This window comes from Desulfofundulus sp. JL263-se (assembly GCF_056316025.1).
On the sequence record NZ_CM149993.1, the window covers coordinates 2,195,766 to 2,214,449 of the forward strand.

Consider the following 18,684-nt stretch of genomic DNA (forward strand, 5'->3'; position numbering starts at 1 on the left):
CATACTGACAAGAACCAGTGTTAATGATACCAAAATACACGCCGGCAATAATATTTTGATCCTTAAGATTTCATAATATTCTTATTCAGTCCTTCTGCATTTTCCAAGAGCTGGCGCACTTTAGAAACAACGTCTTTCTCAGGCACCATAATCGTTACCCCGGAACGCCGTTCCCTGATTTCCACCTGACCGGATTCCACGGCCTTGGAACCCAGAGTTATTCTCAAAGGATAGCCTATAAGATCGGCATCCTTAAACTTTACACCGGGCCGCTCCGGCCGGTCATCAATAACTACTTCTACACCTGCTTTTAACAAATTATCATAAACCCTTTCGGCCATGTCCACCTGGGCTTGGTCCTTGGTATTAACCGGAATGACGATAACGTGATAAGGTGCTATGGAAACCGGCCAAATTATACCCTGGTCATCATGATTCTGCTCCACCGCAGCTGCCATTGTCCTGGTAATTCCAATTCCGTAACAGCCCATTATAATATATTGTTTCTGCCCGTTTTCATCCAGATAGGTAGCCCCCAGGGCCCTGCTATATTTATCCCCCAGCTTAAAAATTTGACCGACCTCAATACCCCGGGCCTCCTTTAAAACAGCCCCGCAACGGGGACAGGGCTCCCCTGCCCTGACCAGTCTGATATCAGTCACCAAATCAGGCTTAAAATCACGGCCCGGATTAACATTTACCAGGTGATACCCGGTCTTATTAGCACCGGCAACGGCATTTACCATGTTATTTACTTCGAAATCGGCAACGATGCGGACATCTAGACCCACCGGTCCGGAATATCCTACTTCAGCACCGGTAACCCGCCTGATAGTTTCCGCATCCGCCAATTCCAATTGCAAACAACCCAGAGCATTATATAATTTAACTTCATTAATTTCTCGGTCACCACGTACCAGGGCAGCCACAACTTCTTTTTCTGTCTTATAGAGAAGAGTCTTTATTGCTTTCTTCCGGCTTTCGCCCAGGAAGGTGGTAACGTCTTCTATGGTGGTTTTATCCGGAGTGTGCACTTCCCTTAGTTCTTCCGGTATCTCATTTGAAACTTCATCTATGAATACCGCATCGGCCCTTTCTATGTTGGCAGCATAGTTACAGCTGTTATTTTCACAGTATACTATGGTTGCCTCTCCGGATTCCGCCAATACCATAAACTCATGAGTATCACTTCCGCCAATGGCACCCGAATCAGCTTCCACCACCCGGTACTCTAAGCCACAGCGGGAAAACACCCTGCTATAGGCTTCGTACATTTTATCATAACTAATGTTTAAGCCTTTTTCATCCCTATCAAAAGAATACAAATCCTTCATGATAAATTCTCTTCCCCGCATCAAGCCGAAACGTGGCCTGCGCTCATCCCGATACTTATTTTGAATTTGATACAAGAGAAGAGGCAACTGTTTATACGAATTAACCTCCCCCCTGACCAGAGCTGTAACTATTTCTTCGTGGGTGGGGCCCAGGCAAAAATCCCGTCCATGTCGGTCCTTCAGTCTAAAGAGTTCCGGGCCGTAAACATCCCACCGGCTTGATTCCCGCCAGAGTTCAGCTGGCTGGACAATAGGCATGAGCAATTCCTGACCGCCCTGGCGATTCATTTCTTCCCTGACAATCCTTTCAATTTTCTCAATCACCCGCCAGGCCAGCGGCAAATATGTATAAATTCCGGCTGCCGTTTTACGGATAAAACCAGCCCTGACCAGCAGCTGGTGGCTGATCACTTCGGCCTCGGCCGGTACCTCTCTTAAAGTAGGAATCAATAATTGTGATACCCGCACTTTAACACCCCCAGCTATCCAGAGAATTTCCTCTCATTATAAATAGTGTACACTTCCTTCACAAGCTCATCAGCGAGCTTATCCCCCGGAACCTTGCGGATTACCCGGCCCTCCCGGAAAAGAAGGCCCTCCCCCTTGCCACCAGCAATACCTACATCTGCATGCCGTGCTTCTCCCGGCCCGTTAACCACACACCCCATTACGGCTACCTTTAAAGGCATGTCTATTCCCGCAAGCCTGTTTTCCACTTCTTCGGCTATGGCAATGAGGTCAATTTCCGTTCTTCCGCAGGTGGGACAAGAAATGAGCTCTATTCCCCTTTTACGAAGGCCAAGAACTTTTAGAATGTCATATCCAACTATCACCTCGTGGCGGGGATGCCCTGTCAGAGAAACCCGTATGGTATCCCCTATCCCCTCGGCCAGCAGCACACCTATCCCTACAGCCGACTTTACGGTCCCCGAGCGCAAAGTGCCTGCTTCGGTTACCCCTACGTGCAGCGGGTAGTTAATCTTATCGGCCAGAATACGATAAGCTTGTATCATTAACGAAACTTGAGAAGCTTTCAGGGAAATTTTTATATTGGTAAAATTAAGTTTTTCCATGAGGCGGATTTGACGCAGGGCACTTTCCACCATAGCTTCCGCCGTAACCCCGCCGTAAGACTTTAACAAATCCTTTTCCAGAGAGCCGGCGTTTACGCCGATTCTTATGGGCACACCTTTTGGGGCTGCCGCTGAAACAACTGCCGCAACCCTTTCCTCACCGCCAATATTACCAGGGTTTATGCGCAGCCCGTGAACCCCCGCGCTTAAGGCATCCAAAGCCAGCCGATAATCAAAGTGGATGTCCGCGATCAGTGGAATCTTTATCCGCGGCAAAATTGACCTGAGCGCCTTTGCCGCCGCCCGGTCCGGGACAGCTACCCGGACTATCTCGCAGCCCAGAGCTTCCAACTCTTTTATTTGTTTAACTGTGGCATCGGCATCCCGGGTATCCGTATTGGTCATAGACTGCACTGAAACAGGCGCACCGCCGCCCACTTGAATAGAGCCAACTTTAATAGCTTTGGTATATCTCCGAGTAATCATATTAACACAACAACTCCAAAAATTTAGAGATATTATGGAAACATATCGTTACCTGCAAATAATTGTAATACATCGTTATAAGTAATAAATATTATCAATATCAAAAGAAGACCAAATCCCACAAGATGTATAAAGTTCTCCTTTGCCGGGTCAACCGGCCTTCCTCTAATCCACTCCAAAATTAAAAACATAATTCTACTGCCGTCCAGAGCCGGTATAGGAAAGAGATTAAAAAGTCCCAGGTTAATACTTAAAAAAGCAGCCAGTTGTAACAAATATACAAAACCGAGTTCTGCCGCCCTGTTAATTTCATATATTACCCTCACCGGGCCCCCCAAGTCAGCAGGCGCCTCACCGAAAATCATTTTACCAATAAAATTAATAATTAAGATTGTTACCTGGGCCGTATACTTTACCCCGTAAGCAAGGGCTGACAAAGGATTCAGCTTTCGAAACTCTGGCTTAGGCCCCTCAATTCCTATCAAGCCCAGCCCGTCATCACGTTTCTCGGGTACCACATTAAGAACTAAATGGAACCCGTTTCTTTCCACGGTTACCTCAATCTTTTTACCCGCATTACCGTTTATAATTTCCACAACCTCAACCCACTGCTCCACGGGCTCACCGTTTATTGCCAATATCCGATCCCCAGGCTTAAACCCTGCTTCAGCGGCAGGTTTGCCAGGCAAGACCCGGGCAACCTCCGTACTGGAAACAGGTATACCCTGAATTACAAAAACACTTCCCAGGAGCATGGCGGCCAATATAAAATTCATTAAAGGGCCGGCAAAGATAACACTTATCCGCTGGAGGATAGGCCTTTCACCAAATCCTTTACCTTCCTCCACTTCTTCATCCTCCGGATCCATACCGGCCATGCGAACAAATCCTCCCAGTGGAAAGAGACGCAAATTATAATTGGTTTCACCCTTTTTAAACCCTAACAATCTTGGACCAAAACCCACGCTGAATTCGTGTACTTGAATTCCCACCAGTTTTGCAACGGCAAAATGACCCAGTTCATGGAAGAAAATTAACATTCCAAAAACTAATACCGATGCCCAAAAAGTACTCATAAAGGCCCCACCTCTGAAGTTTGTTATATAATGCAAGATTTTGCCACTTCCCTGGCCCATTTATCCGCACTCATAATGTCCTCAAGGGATGGCTCGGGAATAACTTTATGTTTTTCCATTACCTTTTCCAAAATCCTTGGAATATCCATAAATCCCAGTCGCCCGGCAAGAAATTCTTCCACCACAACCTCGTTAGCGGCATTTAAAACTGCCGGCATGGTCCCCCCTATACCACCGGCCTCGTAAGCTAATCGCAAGCAAGGAAAACGATTAAAGTCAGGAGCTTCAAAGGTAAGGTCACCAATAGGCCAGGAAAGCTTGGGAGCGGAGCCCTTATACCGCCGGGGATACGTCAAGGCATATTGAATAGGGAGGCGCATATCGGGAACACCCATTTGAGCTATAACCGATCCGTCAATAAATTCAACCATTGAATGTATGATACTTTGTGGGTGAATTACTACTTGTATTTGGTTATAATCCAGGCCGAAAAGCCATTTGGCCTCAATAACTTCCAAGCCCTTATTCATCAAAGTTGCGGAATCAACGGTTATTTTGGCACCCATATTCCAGTTGGGATGCTTTAGGGCTTCCTCGGGGGTTACCCCTTCCAATTGTTCCCTTTTATATGTTCTAAAAGGACCGCCTGAGGCGGTGAGAATAATTTTGGCTACCTCATCCGGATTTTCTCCATGGAGACACTGCCAAAGGGCTGAATGCTCACTATCCACCGGCAAAAGACGGCTACCCTTTTCCCGGGCCAATTGTGTAACCAAAAAACCTGCGGCCACCAAAGTTTCCTTGTTGGCCAGGGCAATATCTTTTCCCGCTTCAAGGGCCTTTATAGTGGGAAACAAGCCTACGGCGCCGGAAACCGCCGTTAGAACAACATCCACTCCGGGCCAAGTGGCAACCGCAACCAAGCCGTCAATTCCCCAGACAACCTCGGTATTCAAACTCGGATCCAAATTTCTTTTTAGCCACTCTGCATCCTCTTCCCTGGCCAGAGATACTATTTGGGGACGAAAAATTCTCACCTGCTTCAGCATTAATTCTTTGTTGCGCCCCGCTGCAATCCCCAATACTTTAAATTTCGTACCGAACTCTAAAAGCACTTCCTGAGCCTGTCTTCCTATGGATCCGGTACTACCCAGTATTGCAATACCTTTCATAACCCACCCCGAAATGCAGAAAAGTTTTCAGTCAATATATAAAATAAATTAATCTATTTTATATGCGTTAATACTGGCCTTAACGGCAGCCTGAATAGCTATAACTACAATAGGCCCTAATACCAATCCCAATACCCCTATGGCTCTCAGCCCCACATACATGGCTACTAATACAGCCAGAGGGTGCAAGCCCAGGTTGGTGGCAACAACTTTGGCTTCCAGCAATCCCCGTATCACCATTACAATTACATACAGGCCTAAAAGCTTAAATCCAAGGCCCGGTGCACCAACTATAAAGGACCATATTGCCCACGGGACATAAACAGTACCAGGACCTAAAACCGGTATTAAATCAAAAAACCCGATTATCAATCCCAATGTTATAGCATAATTTGATCCTATTATGCTTAAACCTATTATACTAACTACACTGGTAATAAGAACAAGAATTAGCTGTGCCTTTATATAGGCTAAAAAAGCCCGGACAACTTGCTGGCTAATATCTAAAAAACGCTCTCCCCACGGAGCTGGAATTATCCTTACCCATAACTTTGCCATTTCCGCCCGGTCGCGACTTATAAAATAAGTAGCCACAATACTGATTATTATTACTATTATTGCCCCGGGTAACCCCGCTATTAAGGTTAAAAGGGAATCGGCCAGTGAACGGGCCCAGTTTTGTAAAGTAACTCCTAGACTGAGCATTACTTGCTCAAGATCAAAAACCCGCTCCAGTTGACTTGTTACCTGTTCCGGTAGAGTTAAATAAAACAACTGTCCCCGGGCAATTATATCCTCCAGGTAATCCTGAATTAATTTTACGTAAGCCGGTAAGACCATTGAAAGGTCTGTAAGCTCTGCTGCGAGATGTAATATAATAATGGTAATTAAAAGCCCAATCCCCCCAAGGGATACCAACATGGCAATAATTACCGCCAGAGGCCTGGAAAGCTTTGTATATTGTTGAACGGTCACAATCAATGGCTCAAGCAATATACTTACCACAAAGGCTATTACGAACGGCACTAATACTATCAATATGTATTTGAGCCAGATTAAAACCTGCGGCACCACATATTTGGCAGCAGCATATAAAGCCAATAGAGTGAGCGCTCCCAAAAATGCCACCAACAAATGTTCAACGTAACGGTGCACCCGCGTCACCTCAGCTTATTATAAACAAGCCAACATAATGGTATACTAGCGGTGCTGCAAATAACATGCTATCAAACCTGTCCAGAATTCCCCCGTGCCCGGGAATCAATCTTCCAGTGTCCTTTATGCCTGCTTCCCGCTTAATGGAAGATTCTACCAAGTCCCCTATCTGCCCTGCAGCCGCCACAATAACCCCTAAAACAAGAACAGAAAATAAAGGCAATGTAGGATAAATAAGCGTAAACAGGTAGGCAGTAAGGAGGCTGCTTATAATTCCAAATACCGCCCCTTCCCGGGTTTTTCTTGGACTAATCCGCGGGGCCAAGGGGATTCGGCCGAACTTTTTACCCATCAAATATGCTGCTGTATCATTGGCCCACGTACAGGCCAGCAAAAATATTAACCAAATCCAGCCATTCGGAAGGTTTCGTAATAAATATATATAAGTAATTAGCCCAATATACAAAGTGCTGAAAAAAGTTGCGGAAATACCGGCTAAATTATTCTGTTCCCTGGAAAACAACATGGTTAATAAATAAATTAAAATGAGAGCAGTAAGAGAATTCAAGGAATATGTACTTCCATAGGCATAGGCTTCAAATAATATTATTCCTCCCCCAATATAGGCCGGCAACGGCTTAGGTTTAAGCCCCAGCCGAAATAACATGTGCAACATTTCTCTTAATCCCTGCAATAATATCAGGGCAGTTAAAAAAAACAGGTAAAGCCCGCCATACCATACAGCAAGAACTACAATGGGTATTCCCAACAGGGCACTTAAGACCCTTTTCCATAACACCAAAATTCACCAACCTGATATCATGAATGTATAAGCCCTCCGAAACGCCTTTCTCTACTTTGAAAATCAATAATTGCCTGTAGAAGATCAACCCTCTTAAATTCCGGCCACATCACAGAAGTTATCCAAAATTCAGTATAGGCTAGCTGCCAAAGTAAAAAATTACTAACTCTAAAATCTCCCGAGGGACGGATCAAGAGGTCCGGGTCCGGCAAGCCGGCTGTATACAAATACCGGGATAAAGTTTCTTCATCAATTTCATCGGGCATTAATTTACCGCCTTTTACCTGTTCTGCAATTTTCCTTACAGCATCTACCAATTCTGACCTGCCACCATAATTCAGGGCGACATTCAATACCAGTCCCCGGTTATTACGGGTTTTTTCCATTGCCATTTTTATGGCTTCACGAGCGCTTTCGGGCAACTCTCGAATTCTTCCAATCGCATTTAATAATATATCATTTTCATGCAACTCGTCTATTTCATTGTAAAGATATTCCACCAATAGATTCATAAGAACATCTATTTCTTCCTGCGGACGCTTCCAGTTTTCCGTAGAAAAGGCATAAACGGTTAATACCTTTATTTTTATTTCCACGCAAAGTTTAACAATATTCCTAAGGGATTCTACCCCGGCCCGGTGACCGACGGCCCGGGGCAGGCCCTTTCTGGTAGCCCAGCGGCCATTACCGTCCATAATAATGGCTATATGACGGGGCAGACGGGAATAATCCAACCTTTTTTTAAGTTCCTCTTCATTTTCCTCAATATCGCGAGGCTCGAAAATACCCCCCTCGGTTTGTGACACGCTGACGCCCTCCTCTTTGCCATTAACGTCACTTACAAGGTAAATTCGCATTAGTAAACAACCCCCTCCGTTTATGAGGGGGTTTTATTCTACTCTTCGATAATAGCTTCGTTGGGGCACTCTTCAATACAACTGCCACATTCTTCACACTTATCAGTATCTATACTGTATATATCTCCCTCAATAATAGCTTCGTTCGGGCAGACTTCTATACAGGTTCCACATGCAACGCAATCATCTGTAATTTTATAGGCCATTCCCCGCACCTCCCTTCATTCCTTGTTCTCTGGCAACCGTTAGCACTCCCTTTCCCAAAGAAACTTTTTTAAATCTTATTACTCTCGCCTTACCTTGGGACGCATCACCCGGAGCTCTTGTATAAACAACTTCTACATCCCAGCCGGCATCAGCACAGCGAGCCAAAGCTTCATCCAGAATAAGGGCCAAAACATTTGGCTTTTTCATACTTAACCTCTTATACGGTCATGATTTCCTTTTCCTTAGCGGCAACCAAGCTGTCGATCTCTTTTATATATTTATTGGTCAGCTTTTGTACCTCATCCTGCAGGCGTCTTAACTCATCTTCTGAAATCTCACCGTTCTTCTGTTGCCCCTTCAATTTATCATTAACATCCCTTCGAATATTCCTTATAGCCACCCGGCCTTCTTCAGCCTTTTTCTTTACAACCTTCACCAACTCAGTTCGGCGTTCTTCGGTCAGTTGGGGAATGGCCAACCTAATAACATTACCATCATTGGTAGGTGTTATCCCCAGGTCAGATTTTAAAATTGCCTTTTCCACATTAGCCATAATATTTTTATCCCATGGCTGAACTACCAATAACCTAGGCTCGGGTACCGAAATCGTAGCCAGTTGATTAAGCGGGGTGGGTGTACCATAATAATCAACGATAATTTTATCAAGAAGTGCCGGCGTAGCCCGACCTGCCCGTAAAGAAGCCATTTCCTTTTTAACCACATCTACGGATTTCTTCATATTACTCTCGGCCTCTGCAAGAAGAGGATTAGCCAACCAAATCACCTCCAACGTAAGTACCAACGTTCTCACCGGCAATAACCCGCTTAATATTTCCCTTTTCATTAATATTAAAAACAATCAGCGGAATGCGATTATCCATACAAAGGGAAGTTGCCGTGGCATCCATAACCTTCAATCCCTTATTTAAAACCTCTATATAACTAAGCTTTCCGAATTTCCGGGCGTTTGGATTTTCCAAAGGGTCAGAATCATAAACTCCGTCCACTCTTTTGGCCATAAGTATTACTTCTGCTTCAATCTCAGCTGCGCGCAAAGCCGCTGTAGTATCCGTGGAAAAATAGGGGTTCCCCGTACCGCCGGCAAAAATTACCACCCGTCCTTTTTCTAAATGCCTCATAGCCCGGCGCCTTATGTATGGCTCGGCCACTTCTCTCATTTCGATGGCCGTTTGAACCCTTGTATCTATTCCGTGCTTGGCCAGAGCATCCTGCAGGGCCAGGGAATTTATAACAGTAGCTAACATTCCCATATAGTCGGCTGTAGCCCGGTCCATGCCCTTGGCACTGCCGGCAACTCCCCGCCATATATTTCCACCGCCAACAACAACAGCCACTTGCACTTTCAACTCAACCAATTCTTTTATTTGGGCGGCGATAGAATTAACAACATCGGGGTCAATACCATAGCCCTGCAATCCGGCTAAAGCTTCGCCGCTCAATTTTAAGATTACACGCCTATATTTCGGTAGTACCATCAGGAGTTTATAGACCTCCAGTCGCTTACTGATTCTACATAACCAAAAGAAATCCCTTCAGTTTAATTTTATTAAAACCAAAAAATTGACCCATATATTACCCCTTGTTAACAGCAGCCATTACTTCCTCGGCAAAATCATCCTTCTTTTTTTCTATACCTTCTCCTAATTCAAACCGGACAAACCGCCTAATAGTAATATTTTCTCCAATTTTGGCGATCTTCTCTGTTAAAAGTTGTTTTACCGAAATATCGGGATTCTTGATAAATGGTTGCTCCAATAGGCAGATTTCTTTAAAATACTTTTCAAGTCGCCCCTGGACCATTTTTTCAATTATTTTTTCCGGCTTGCCTTCATTTTTTGCCTGCGCCGTTAAAATTCTCTTTTCCTTTTCTATAACCTCATCGGGGACCTCTTCCCGGGATACGTATTCCGGCTTGGATGCCGCCACCTGCATGGCGATATCGCGTACAAACTGTTTAAACTCGTCGGTCTTGGCTACAAAATCGGTCTCACAATTTACTTCCACCAAGACACCGATACGCCCGTTACCGTGAATGTAAGAGTCAACTAAGCCCTCAGCAGTAATCCTTCCGGCTTTTTTGGCAGCAGCAGCCAGCCCTTTCTCCCGGAGATACTCTTTGGCTTTTTCCATATCTCCGCCGGTTTCCTGAAGAGCCTTTTTACAGTCCATCATACCGCAACCTGTGCTTTCCCGGAGTTCTTTAACCATGCTTGCCGTAATTTGTGCCATAGTTTACCCTCCCTCATGCCACCTTTTTCGTTTAATTATATCCAAAAACGATTTCACCAAAACTAATACACGTAGAAAAAAGGCAGGGGTTGCTTATCAATCCCCCACCAATTTTTATTACTCAGCAGCAACTTGCTCCCCCTGCTTGCCTTCCAAAACGGCATCAGCCATTTTTGAAGTCAACAAGCGAACCGCCCGAATTGCATCGTCGTTGCCGGGAATAACATAATCAATTTCATCGGGGTCACAGTTGGTATCGACAATGGCAATAATCGGTATGCCCAGCTTTCTCCCTTCCGCAACTGCAATACGTTCTTTGCGCGGGTCTATAATAAACAAGGCACCAGGAAGTTTTTTCATCTCTTTAATACCGCCCAAGAATTTCTGTAACCTTTCCTTTTCGTGAAGGAGTTCGGCCACTTCCTTCTTGGGCAACAAAGCCATCCGGCCTTCTTCTTCCATCCGCTCCAGCTCATGCAGCCGGTCAATTCGCTTGCGAATGGTTTGAAAGTTGGTAAGCATTCCACCGAGCCAACGCTGGTTAACATAAAACATGCCACAGCGCTCGGCCTCTTCTTTTACCGATTGCTGGGCCTGTTTTTTGGTCCCCACAAAAAGAATAGATTCCCCTTCTGCAGCCAGACGCCTTACAAAGTTATAAGCCTCTTCAACTTTTTTGACTGTTTTCTGCAGGTCAATAATGTAGATGCCGTTACGATCGGTAAAAATATAGGGGGCCATTTTAGGATTCCAGCGCCGGGTCTGATGTCCGAAATGCACACCGGCCTCCAGCAGTTGCTTCATTGTAATAACGGCCACTGGTACACCTCCTCCCTTTGGTTTTGCCTCCGCTGCCTTCCCACTCACGGGAACCCCGCCCCCGCGCGGGGCACCACCCGTGAAAATCCAGCAACGTGTGTAATTTTAACCGGATGTATTCTAACACAAAGTTTAACAGGGTGCAAGGTGAACCATATAAAAAATCCACAGTTTATTATAAACTGTGGATTTTTTAATGTTGCTTCATACGGTCTAATTCTTCCAAAAGCCGGTCGTTTAAGACCTTAATATAAGTACCCTTCATTCCCAAGGATTTGGACTCGATAACCCCCGCGCTCTCAAACTTGCGCAGGGCATTGACAATAACCGACCTTGTTATGCCCACCCTATCGGCAATCTTACTGGCTACCAAAAGTCCTTCGTCCCCATCTAACTGGCTAAAGATATGCTGTACTGCATCCAGCTCTGAGTAGGAAAGGGTTCCCAGGGCAATCTGCACAGCTGCCCGCTTACGGGCCTCTTCTTCCATTCTATCGGCCCGAGCCCTTAAAATTTCCATACCAACCACGGTGGCACCGTATTCAGCGAGAATTAAATCTTCATCTGTAAAGTGCTTGTCAAACTTGGCCAATATCAGCGTACCGAGACGAGAACCAGCACCAACGATGGGAACTACCGTAGTAACCTTGTTATTGAATTTACAAGGTGTCCCGTCATGAAATACACAAGCATTGGATTTTTGACAAAAGTTGGCATGAGTTTCATTAATCCCAAGTAGATAATCATTATACTCCTCGGGAAAACCTGCAGGAGATTCTACAAATTCCTGCATTATTTCACAGGTAAAACCCTTTAAATAGTTATAGCCCAGCGGTTTTCCCCGGCGGTCTATAATATAAACGCTGCACTCAATATTGTCACTGAGAATAGCAGCAATTTCCTTATAATCTACCGGGTATCCCGCTGATTTTTGTAAAAGCTTATTAATCGAACGTGTTTTTTCAAGTAAACTGCGCATATTAGTATCGCTCCTTTTTCCTAAAGAATGTAACGACTAAGATCTTGATTAGTTACTACTTCGCCGAGTTTTTGATGCACATAATTCTCATCGATGGTAATGGTCCTCCCCTTCAGCTCGGGTGCCTCAAAGGAAAGGTCCTCAAGTAGTTTCTCCATAATGGTATGCAACCGCCTAGCCCCTATATTTTCTGTCTGCTCATTAACAGTATACGCGATTTTTGCAATTTCGACAAGTGAATTTTGTGAAAACTTTAATTCAAGGCCTTCTGTCGCTAATAATGCCGTATATTGCTTAATTAATGAATTTTGGGGTTCCACTAAAATTTGCAGGAAATCATTTTCAGTAAGACTTTTTAGTTCCACTCTTATCGGAAACCTCCCTTGAAGCTCGGGTATTAAATCAGAAGGCTTTGACATGTGAAAGGCCCCAGCTGCAATAAAGAGAATGTGATCGGTTTTAACCGGGCCGTACTTAGTAACCACCGTGGAACCTTCAACGATAGGAAGGATATCTCGCTGTACTCCTCCCCGGGATACATCTGCACCGGCATGACGGTCACTGGCGGCAATTTTATCTATTTCGTCGAGAAATATAATGCCCTGTTCTTCAACCCTGTTTATCGCTTCGGCTTTAACCTCATCCATATCAATAAGGTTTTGGGCCTCCTGCTGAGCCAGTATTTTCCTGGCTTCCCTTACAGTAACCCGCCTTTTGCGCTTCTTTTTTGGGAAAAGGCCTCCTAACATGTCCTGCATATTTATTCCCATTTCCTCATAACCGGAACCAGTAAAAATTTCTAACATAGGAGGTGAGCTTTCCTCAATCTCCACTTCCACATACTCATCCTCCAGTTCACCCCGCGCCAGCTTTTCCCTTATAGTTTCCCGCTCAAATTTTATCCGCTGCCTCATTTGCTCATTAACTGTGCTTTCCCTTTGATTTTGCCACCCGCCACCGAATAACATCTCCAAAGGATTTTTAGGAGCAGAATTATCCCCGGGCATGGGGGCCAGAAGTTCTACAAGCCTTTCCTCGGCAATCCTGGAAGCCTTTTCTTCTACCTGGGCCATTTTTTCCTGGCGAACCATACGAACAGCGGTTTCAACCAAATCACGGACCATGGATTCAACGTCCCTGCCCACATAACCTACTTCAGTAAACTTTGTTGCCTCCACCTTAACAAAGGGAGCATTAACCAAGCGGGCTAGGCGGCGGGCTATTTCCGTTTTCCCTACCCCCGTAGGGCCGATCATTAATATATTCTTAGGCATTACCTCTTCCCGCAAATCCTTAGGCAACTTACTGCGGCGATATCGGTTACGAAGTGCAACGGCCACCGCTTTTTTTGCTTCTTTTTGTCCGACAATGTATTTGTCAAGTTCTGCTACAATTTCTCGCGGAGTCAGAGTCACTGTATCCACCTCGGCTTTGAACAAATTTTATGCTGCTTGGAGCTATTAATAATTAAGTAAGCGCCCGGCGGGCGCCTACAACTCTTCAACTGTTATCCGGTCATTAGTATAAACACACATCTCAGCAGCCACTTGCAAGGCTTCTCTAACAATTTCCGGCGCAGTCATGTCCGTGTTTTTGGCAAGTACCCGAGCCGCAGCAAGAGCGTAGGCACCTCCCGAACCAATAGCCATTATACCGTCGTCCGGCTCTATAACCTCACCACTTCCGCTAATAACCAGCAGGTGGTGTTTATCTGCCACTATCAGCAAGGCCTCCAACCGGCGTAAAAATTTATCTAGCCGCCATTCTTTGGCCAGTTCCACCGCCGCCCGCTGCAGGTTACCGTGGTAAGCTTCTAACTTGCGCTCGAACTTTTCAAAAAGGGTAAAGGCATCAGCTACTGAGCCGGCAAAACCAGCTAAAACACTATTATTATAAAGGCGCCGAACTTTTTTGGCCTGATGTTTCAAAATGGTATTTTCACCAAAAGTAACCTGACCATCTCCCGCCAGGGCTACTTTATCGCCTTTTTTTACCGCTACTATGGTAGTACCGTGAAACATTGAAATTCCCCTTTCCATAATATCAAAGGGAACTAAGCCCTCGGGTGTGCTTTTTTGTATTGTTCCTTAAGCTTCTCCCTGGTCACATGGGTATATATCTGGGTGGTAGACAGGCGAACATGCCCCAGCAGTTCCTGCACCCCCCGCAAGTCAGCCCCATTATCCAGCAGGTGGGTGGCAAAACTATGCCTTATGGTATGGGGGCTAACTCCTTTCTCCAAGTGTAATTTTTGCACATAACCGGACAAAATATTTCTCACTCCCCGGGCCGTTAACCTGACGCCGCGGTAATTCAAAAACAGTGCTTCGCAGCCGGCACCAGCACGGGAAATCAATTTATGCCGGGCCCTTTTCAAGTAATCCTCCAGGGCCCTTAAAGCATAAGAGCCAATAGGCACAATCCTCTCCTTATTTCCTTTTCCCGTAACTCGTACGGATTGTGACACAAAGTCTATATCGGACAAATCCAGCGAAACAAGCTCACCTACCCTGATACCTGTGGCGTACAAAACTTCTAAAATAGCCCTATCCCGAATGCCAAGGAGCCGGTCCAGCGAAGGCATTTCTATCAACATTCGAACCTCATCTTTATACAAAAAATTAGGAAGTTGTCTCCTTTGCCTGGGTACCGACAGGCGGTGCAGGGGATTTGTATCTAAATACCCTTCCCGGCACAAAAACCGGCAGAAAGTTCTCCAGGCCGACAACCTTCGGGCCACTGTAGCCCGGGACAAGCCCCGTGCCCGCAATTGACCCAGATATTGACGCAACAATGTATAATTGATTTCTTCTGGTTTTATTTTTTCATCCTTCTTTTCCAACACTTGAGAAAAAAAATCTATTCCGTCAAATAAATCCCTGCGATAACTTTCCAGGGTAAGGGGAGAACAATTCCTTTCCACCTTCAGGTATACCATGAAAGAGTCTATGTAACTATACATTACTAATCATCTCCGGCAGGAGTAGCCCAATCCTCTATTTTAGCCTTCCACTTTTCCAGCACATCCAGGGCACGGGCGGAAATCATCCTGTTTCGCTGTTTTTTGTTCCGCACCTTTTTCTCCAGCGGAGGTAATAGGCCGAATGTAATGTTCATGGGCTGGAAATTCCGGGGATCGGCCGTTGTAATATAGTGGGCCAATGCTCCATGAGCCGTTTCCCGGGGGAATACAACTGGTTTTAGGCCCCCGGCCAGCCTGGCTGCGTTAATTCCAGCAACCAGCCCGGAAGCAGCTGATTCCACATAACCTTCTACGCCGGTCACTTGCCCCGCCAAAAAAAGGTCTTCACGCTTTTTACACTGATAAGTAGGCTTAAGCAATACAGGGGTATTAACATAAGTATTTCTGTGCATAACGCCAAACCTGACAAATTCCGCCTTTTCCAATCCCGGAATCATCCGGAAAACCCTTTCTTGCTCGCCCCATTTTAAGTGGGTTTGAAAGCCAACTAGGTTATAAAGGGTACCCTCAGCATTATCCTGGCGTAACTGCACCACTGCATACGGCTGCTCGCCGGTCCTGGGGTCCACCAGCCCCACCGGCTTGAGGGGGCCGAACCTCATGGTATCGGGCCCCCTAGCTGCCATAACTTCTATGGGCATACAACCCTCAAAGTTAATTTCCTTTTCAAACTTTTTTCGGGGAGCCCTTTCGGCGGAAACCAAAGCCTTCCAAAAACGCTCATACTCTTCTTTATTCATGGGGCAATTTATATAAGCCGCTTCCCCCTTCCCGTAACGGGAAGACCAAAAGGTCACCTCCTGATTTATCGACTCCAGGGTTACAATGGGGGCCACCGCATCATAAAAATACAGGTACTCCTCCCCCGTAAACTTTTTGAGACTTTCAGCCATGGCATCCGAGGTTAGGGGACCGGTGGCCAAAATTACTATGCCGGGGGGTATGTCTGAAAGTTCCTCCCTATAAACCGTAACCCGCGGGTGATTAATAAGCTTCTCGGTTACAGCCCTGGAAAACCCATCTCTATCCACGGCAAGGGCACCACCTGCCGGTATCCGGTGAGCGTCGGCACACTGCATTATCAGGGAACCCAACCTGCGCATTTCCTCTTTAAGTAAACCTACCGCATTCTCCAGGGCATTTGCCCTTAACGAATTACTACATACTAATTCGGCAAAATCCCCCGTATGGTGGGCCGGTGTACTTTTTTTCGGCCGCATTTCATAAAGGTGAACCTCTATTCCTCTTTCCGCTACCTGCCACGCAGCTTCGGAACCGGCCAAGCCGGCACCCACAACTGTTACCATTCTCTTTTTCATCTAGACACTCCACTTAACCAAGTTATTATACCACATATTTTCTATTTTTTGAGCATCCTTTTTCTTGCCATTCTTCTTTTTCCTGTTTTTCAGGCTACAATCTTCATTAATACAATAATAGACTTCTTTACCTCTTTTATTTTTTTTCACCAACATGCTGCCACACTCGACACACTTTCTCGCCGTAGGCTCATCCCAAGTTACAAATTCACACTTGGGATAATTGCTACAACCGTAAAACTTACGCCCCTTTTTGCTGCGTCTGAGCACCAATTCACCGTTACACTCGGGACAAGGCACTCCAGTGGGCTCTAACAAGGGCTTAGTGAACGTACAATCCGGAAAACCCGGGCAAGCTAAAAACTTTCCGTAACGACCCATCTTGACAACCAGATTCTTACCACATTCCTCGCATATCTCATCCGTAACTTCATCAGCTATTTCTACCCTCCCAATTTCATCTTCAGCCTTCTCCAGACTCTCAATAAAAGGCCTATAAAAATCCTCGAGAACCTTTACCCAATCCACTTCACCTTCCTCTATACTATCCAGGCTCTCCTCCATTTCTGCAGTAAACTCCACATCAATAATGTCGGGAAAGTATTCCTTTAACAAGTCTACCACCAGCATACCAAGCTCGGTAGGAAAAAATTTCTTATTCTCCCTAACCACGTACCCCCGCTTTAAAATTGTATCAACAATAGGGGCATAAGTGCTTGGGCGGCCAATCCCCTTCTCTTCCAATGTTTTAATCAGCGTGGCATCGGTATAGCGTGGGGGAGGCTGGGTGAAGTGTTGCTCAGGAGCTAAAGAAAGTAGCTTAAGTTCTTCCCCCACAAACAATTCGGGAAGTAATTTATTAACCTCCTCTTCCTTGTTATCATTGGCCTCGGTATATACCTGCATAAATCCAGGAAATTTTACCACTGAGCCGGTAGCACGAAAGACATAGTCCCCGGCTGAAATATCAACACTGGTGGTATCGATAACAGCAGCGCTCATTTGACTACTAATAAAGCGCTCCCAAATCAAACGATACAGGCGGAATTGATCCCTGCTTAAATATGGCTTGACGGTATCGGGGTCCCTGTAAACGGAAGTAGGCCTGATAGCCTCGTGAGCATCCTGGATTTTACCTTTTTTAGTTTTTTCTTCCCGCTTTTCTTTGGGTAAATACTCTTGGCCGAACTTTTCACTGATGTAAGCATAAGCCTCTTCCCTGGCTGTGGACGAAACCCTGGTAGAGTCCGTACGAATATAAGTAACCAAACCTACCGGGCCTTCCTTGCCCAAGTCCAGGCCTTCGTACAATTGCTGGGCCACCATCATTGTTTTCTTGGCTGTAAAGTTTAGCTTTCGGTAAGCTTCCTGCTGCAAACTGCTTGTGGTAAAGGAAGCAGGGGGATTGCGCTTCCTCTTCTTCTTACTGACTTTGGTAACAACGTAGCTTGCCCGGTCCAAGTCCTTTGTTATTTGCTCTACCCGCTCCTGGTTGGAAATTTCAGCCTTTTTACCGGCAATTTTGTACAGTTTGGCCTCAAAGGAATTACGGCCCTTGGCCAGCTTGGCAGTTAGCGTCCAATATTCCTGGGGAACAAAATTGCGAATTTCTTCTTCCCGGTCACAAATAAGTTTCACGGCCACAGACTGTACCCGGCCTGCACTTAAGCCCTTTTTAATCTTCCGCCATAGTAAGGGACTCAGGTTATATCCTACTAACCGGTCCAGAATACGCCTGGCCTGCTGCGCATTAACCCGGTTACGATCAATGGGTCTGGGGCGCTTCACCGCCTGCTGCACCGCTTGTTTAGTAATTTCATTGAATTCGATGCGACACAGCCCGTCCTCATCAATATTAAGGAGATTACTAAGATGCCAGGCAATGGCTTCCCCTTCTCTGTCGGGGTCGGAAGCAAGTAAAACCTTATCGGCCTTTTTAACCGCCGACTTTAACTCCTTTATAATTTCTCCCTTGCCCCGGATGGTAATATATTTGGGCTTAAACCCGTTTTCCACATCAACTCCAAACTGGCTTTTGGGCAAATCCCGCACATGTCCCATAGAAGCTTTAACAGTATACTTTTTTCCCAAAAATTTAGTTAAACTTTTGGCTTTTGCCGGAGATTCTACAATAACCAATGTCTTACCCAAGCAGGTCACCCCATTTACGAT

General features: G+C 45.6%; 19 protein-coding genes. All 19 read right to left on the reverse strand.

All coding sequences use genetic code 11. From position 1 onward, the window contains the following. Positions 1 to 62: 62 nt before the first annotated feature. The 19 genes from ACX4JR_RS11245 to topA all read right to left on the reverse strand — a co-directional run bounded on the left by ACX4JR_RS11245 (position 63) and on the right by topA (position 18,663). On the reverse strand, positions 63 to 1,802 hold the full coding sequence (locus ACX4JR_RS11245; protein ID WP_476058145.1) for a proline--tRNA ligase: 1,740 nt from the start codon (positions 1,800 to 1,802) through the stop codon (positions 63 to 65). 14 nt (positions 1,803 to 1,816) lie between these two features. Continuing rightward, positions 1,817 to 2,893: a flavodoxin-dependent (E)-4-hydroxy-3-methylbut-2-enyl-diphosphate synthase gene (ispG, locus tag ACX4JR_RS11250; protein WP_476058146.1), complete on the reverse strand. Its 1,077-nt coding sequence runs from the start codon at positions 2,891 to 2,893 to the stop codon at positions 1,817 to 1,819. A gap of 32 nt (positions 2,894 to 2,925) precedes the next feature. Then, entirely contained in the window at positions 2,926 to 3,969 is a 1,044-nt protein-coding gene (rseP, locus tag ACX4JR_RS11255) for an RIP metalloprotease RseP (RefSeq protein WP_476058147.1), read from the reverse strand. 23 nt (positions 3,970 to 3,992) lie between these two features. Next, on the reverse strand, positions 3,993 to 5,141 hold the full coding sequence (locus tag ACX4JR_RS11260) for a 1-deoxy-D-xylulose-5-phosphate reductoisomerase (RefSeq protein ID WP_476058148.1): 1,149 nt from the start codon (positions 5,139 to 5,141) through the stop codon (positions 3,993 to 3,995). A 48-nt stretch (positions 5,142 to 5,189) separates the two neighbouring features. Then, entirely contained in the window at positions 5,190 to 6,296 is a 1,107-nt protein-coding gene (gene ytvI, locus ACX4JR_RS11265) for a sporulation integral membrane protein YtvI (RefSeq protein WP_476058149.1), read from the reverse strand. A 10-nt stretch (positions 6,297 to 6,306) separates the two neighbouring features. Beyond that, entirely contained in the window at positions 6,307 to 7,095 is a 789-nt protein-coding gene (locus ACX4JR_RS11270; RefSeq protein WP_476058150.1) for a phosphatidate cytidylyltransferase, read from the reverse strand. Between the two features lie 20 nt (positions 7,096 to 7,115). Then, on the reverse strand, positions 7,116 to 7,904 hold the full coding sequence (locus ACX4JR_RS11275; protein WP_476058151.1) for an isoprenyl transferase: 789 nt from the start codon (positions 7,902 to 7,904) through the stop codon (positions 7,116 to 7,118). Between the two features lie 89 nt (positions 7,905 to 7,993). Then, on the reverse strand, positions 7,994 to 8,161 hold the full coding sequence (locus tag ACX4JR_RS11280; protein ID WP_476058152.1) for a DUF362 domain-containing protein: 168 nt from the start codon (positions 8,159 to 8,161) through the stop codon (positions 7,994 to 7,996). Further along, the gene (locus ACX4JR_RS11285; RefSeq protein WP_476058153.1) at positions 8,151 to 8,369 is read right to left on the reverse strand and encodes a hypothetical protein; all 219 of its coding nucleotides are present in this window, start codon (positions 8,367 to 8,369) and stop codon (positions 8,151 to 8,153) included. The genes ACX4JR_RS11280 and ACX4JR_RS11285 overlap by 11 nt, the downstream gene beginning before the upstream one ends. Positions 8,370 to 8,379: 10 nt before the next feature. Then, positions 8,380 to 8,901: a ribosome recycling factor gene (gene frr / locus ACX4JR_RS11290; RefSeq protein WP_476060544.1), complete on the reverse strand. Its 522-nt coding sequence runs from the start codon at positions 8,899 to 8,901 to the stop codon at positions 8,380 to 8,382. Positions 8,902 to 8,929: 28 nt separating this feature from the next. Next, the gene (gene pyrH, locus ACX4JR_RS11295) at positions 8,930 to 9,658 is read right to left on the reverse strand and encodes a UMP kinase (protein ID WP_476058154.1); all 729 of its coding nucleotides are present in this window, start codon (positions 9,656 to 9,658) and stop codon (positions 8,930 to 8,932) included. Between the two features lie 97 nt (positions 9,659 to 9,755). Next, entirely contained in the window at positions 9,756 to 10,412 is a 657-nt protein-coding gene (gene tsf / locus ACX4JR_RS11300) for a translation elongation factor Ts (protein ID WP_476058155.1), read from the reverse strand. Between the two features lie 117 nt (positions 10,413 to 10,529). Next, positions 10,530 to 11,231, reverse strand: a complete 702-nt coding sequence (rpsB, locus tag ACX4JR_RS11305; RefSeq protein ID WP_476058156.1) for a 30S ribosomal protein S2 — start codon at positions 11,229 to 11,231, stop codon at positions 10,530 to 10,532. Between the two features lie 193 nt (positions 11,232 to 11,424). Further along, positions 11,425 to 12,210 (reverse strand): GTP-sensing pleiotropic transcriptional regulator CodY, encoded by a 786-nt coding sequence (gene codY, locus ACX4JR_RS11310; RefSeq protein ID WP_476058157.1) that lies wholly within the window; start codon positions 12,208 to 12,210, stop codon positions 11,425 to 11,427. Positions 12,211 to 12,230: 20 nt separating this feature from the next. After that, positions 12,231 to 13,634 (reverse strand): ATP-dependent protease ATPase subunit HslU, encoded by a 1,404-nt coding sequence (hslU, locus tag ACX4JR_RS11315; RefSeq protein ID WP_476060545.1) that lies wholly within the window; start codon positions 13,632 to 13,634, stop codon positions 12,231 to 12,233. Positions 13,635 to 13,700: 66 nt separating this feature from the next. Continuing rightward, complete coding sequence (hslV, locus tag ACX4JR_RS11320; protein ID WP_476058158.1) at positions 13,701 to 14,231, reverse strand: ATP-dependent protease subunit HslV; 531 nt, start codon at positions 14,229 to 14,231, stop codon at positions 13,701 to 13,703. Between the two features lie 32 nt (positions 14,232 to 14,263). Beyond that, complete coding sequence (gene xerC / locus ACX4JR_RS11325) at positions 14,264 to 15,172, reverse strand: tyrosine recombinase XerC (protein ID WP_476058159.1); 909 nt, start codon at positions 15,170 to 15,172, stop codon at positions 14,264 to 14,266. A 2-nt stretch (positions 15,173 to 15,174) separates the two neighbouring features. Beyond that, positions 15,175 to 16,512 (reverse strand): FADH(2)-oxidizing methylenetetrahydrofolate--tRNA-(uracil(54)-C(5))-methyltransferase TrmFO, encoded by a 1,338-nt coding sequence (gene trmFO, locus ACX4JR_RS11330; protein WP_476058160.1) that lies wholly within the window; start codon positions 16,510 to 16,512, stop codon positions 15,175 to 15,177. Continuing rightward, a complete protein-coding gene (gene topA, locus ACX4JR_RS11335) occupies positions 16,513 to 18,663 on the reverse strand; it encodes a type I DNA topoisomerase (RefSeq protein WP_476058161.1) in 2,151 nt (716 codons plus the stop codon). It lies immediately after the preceding gene. Positions 18,664 to 18,684: the final 21 nt, after the last annotated feature.

Coding starts and splice junctions, on each gene's coding strand:
- ispG (WP_476058146.1), bottom strand. CDS start 2,893: ATGATTACTCGGAGATATACCAAAGCTATTAAAGTTGGCTCTATTCAA.
- ACX4JR_RS11285 (WP_476058153.1), bottom strand. CDS start 8,369: ATGAAAAAGCCAAATGTTTTGGCCCTTATTCTGGATGAAGCTTTGGCT.
- codY (WP_476058157.1), bottom strand. CDS start 12,210: ATGCGCAGTTTACTTGAAAAAACACGTTCGATTAATAAGCTTTTACAA.
- ACX4JR_RS11260 (WP_476058148.1), bottom strand. CDS start 5,141: ATGAAAGGTATTGCAATACTGGGTAGTACCGGATCCATAGGAAGACAG.
- tsf (WP_476058155.1), bottom strand. CDS start 10,412: ATGGCACAAATTACGGCAAGCATGGTTAAAGAACTCCGGGAAAGCACA.
- hslV (WP_476058158.1), bottom strand. CDS start 14,231: ATGTTTCACGGTACTACCATAGTAGCGGTAAAAAAAGGCGATAAAGTA.
- trmFO (WP_476058160.1), bottom strand. CDS start 16,512: ATGAAAAAGAGAATGGTAACAGTTGTGGGTGCCGGCTTGGCCGGTTCC.
- rseP (WP_476058147.1), bottom strand. CDS start 3,969: ATGAGTACTTTTTGGGCATCGGTATTAGTTTTTGGAATGTTAATTTTC.
- pyrH (WP_476058154.1), bottom strand. CDS start 9,658: ATGGTACTACCGAAATATAGGCGTGTAATCTTAAAATTGAGCGGCGAA.
- ACX4JR_RS11280 (WP_476058152.1), bottom strand. CDS start 8,161: ATGGCCTATAAAATTACAGATGATTGCGTTGCATGTGGAACCTGTATA.
- xerC (WP_476058159.1), bottom strand. CDS start 15,172: ATGTATAGTTACATAGACTCTTTCATGGTATACCTGAAGGTGGAAAGG.
- frr (WP_476060544.1), bottom strand. CDS start 8,901: ATGAAGAAATCCGTAGATGTGGTTAAAAAGGAAATGGCTTCTTTACGG.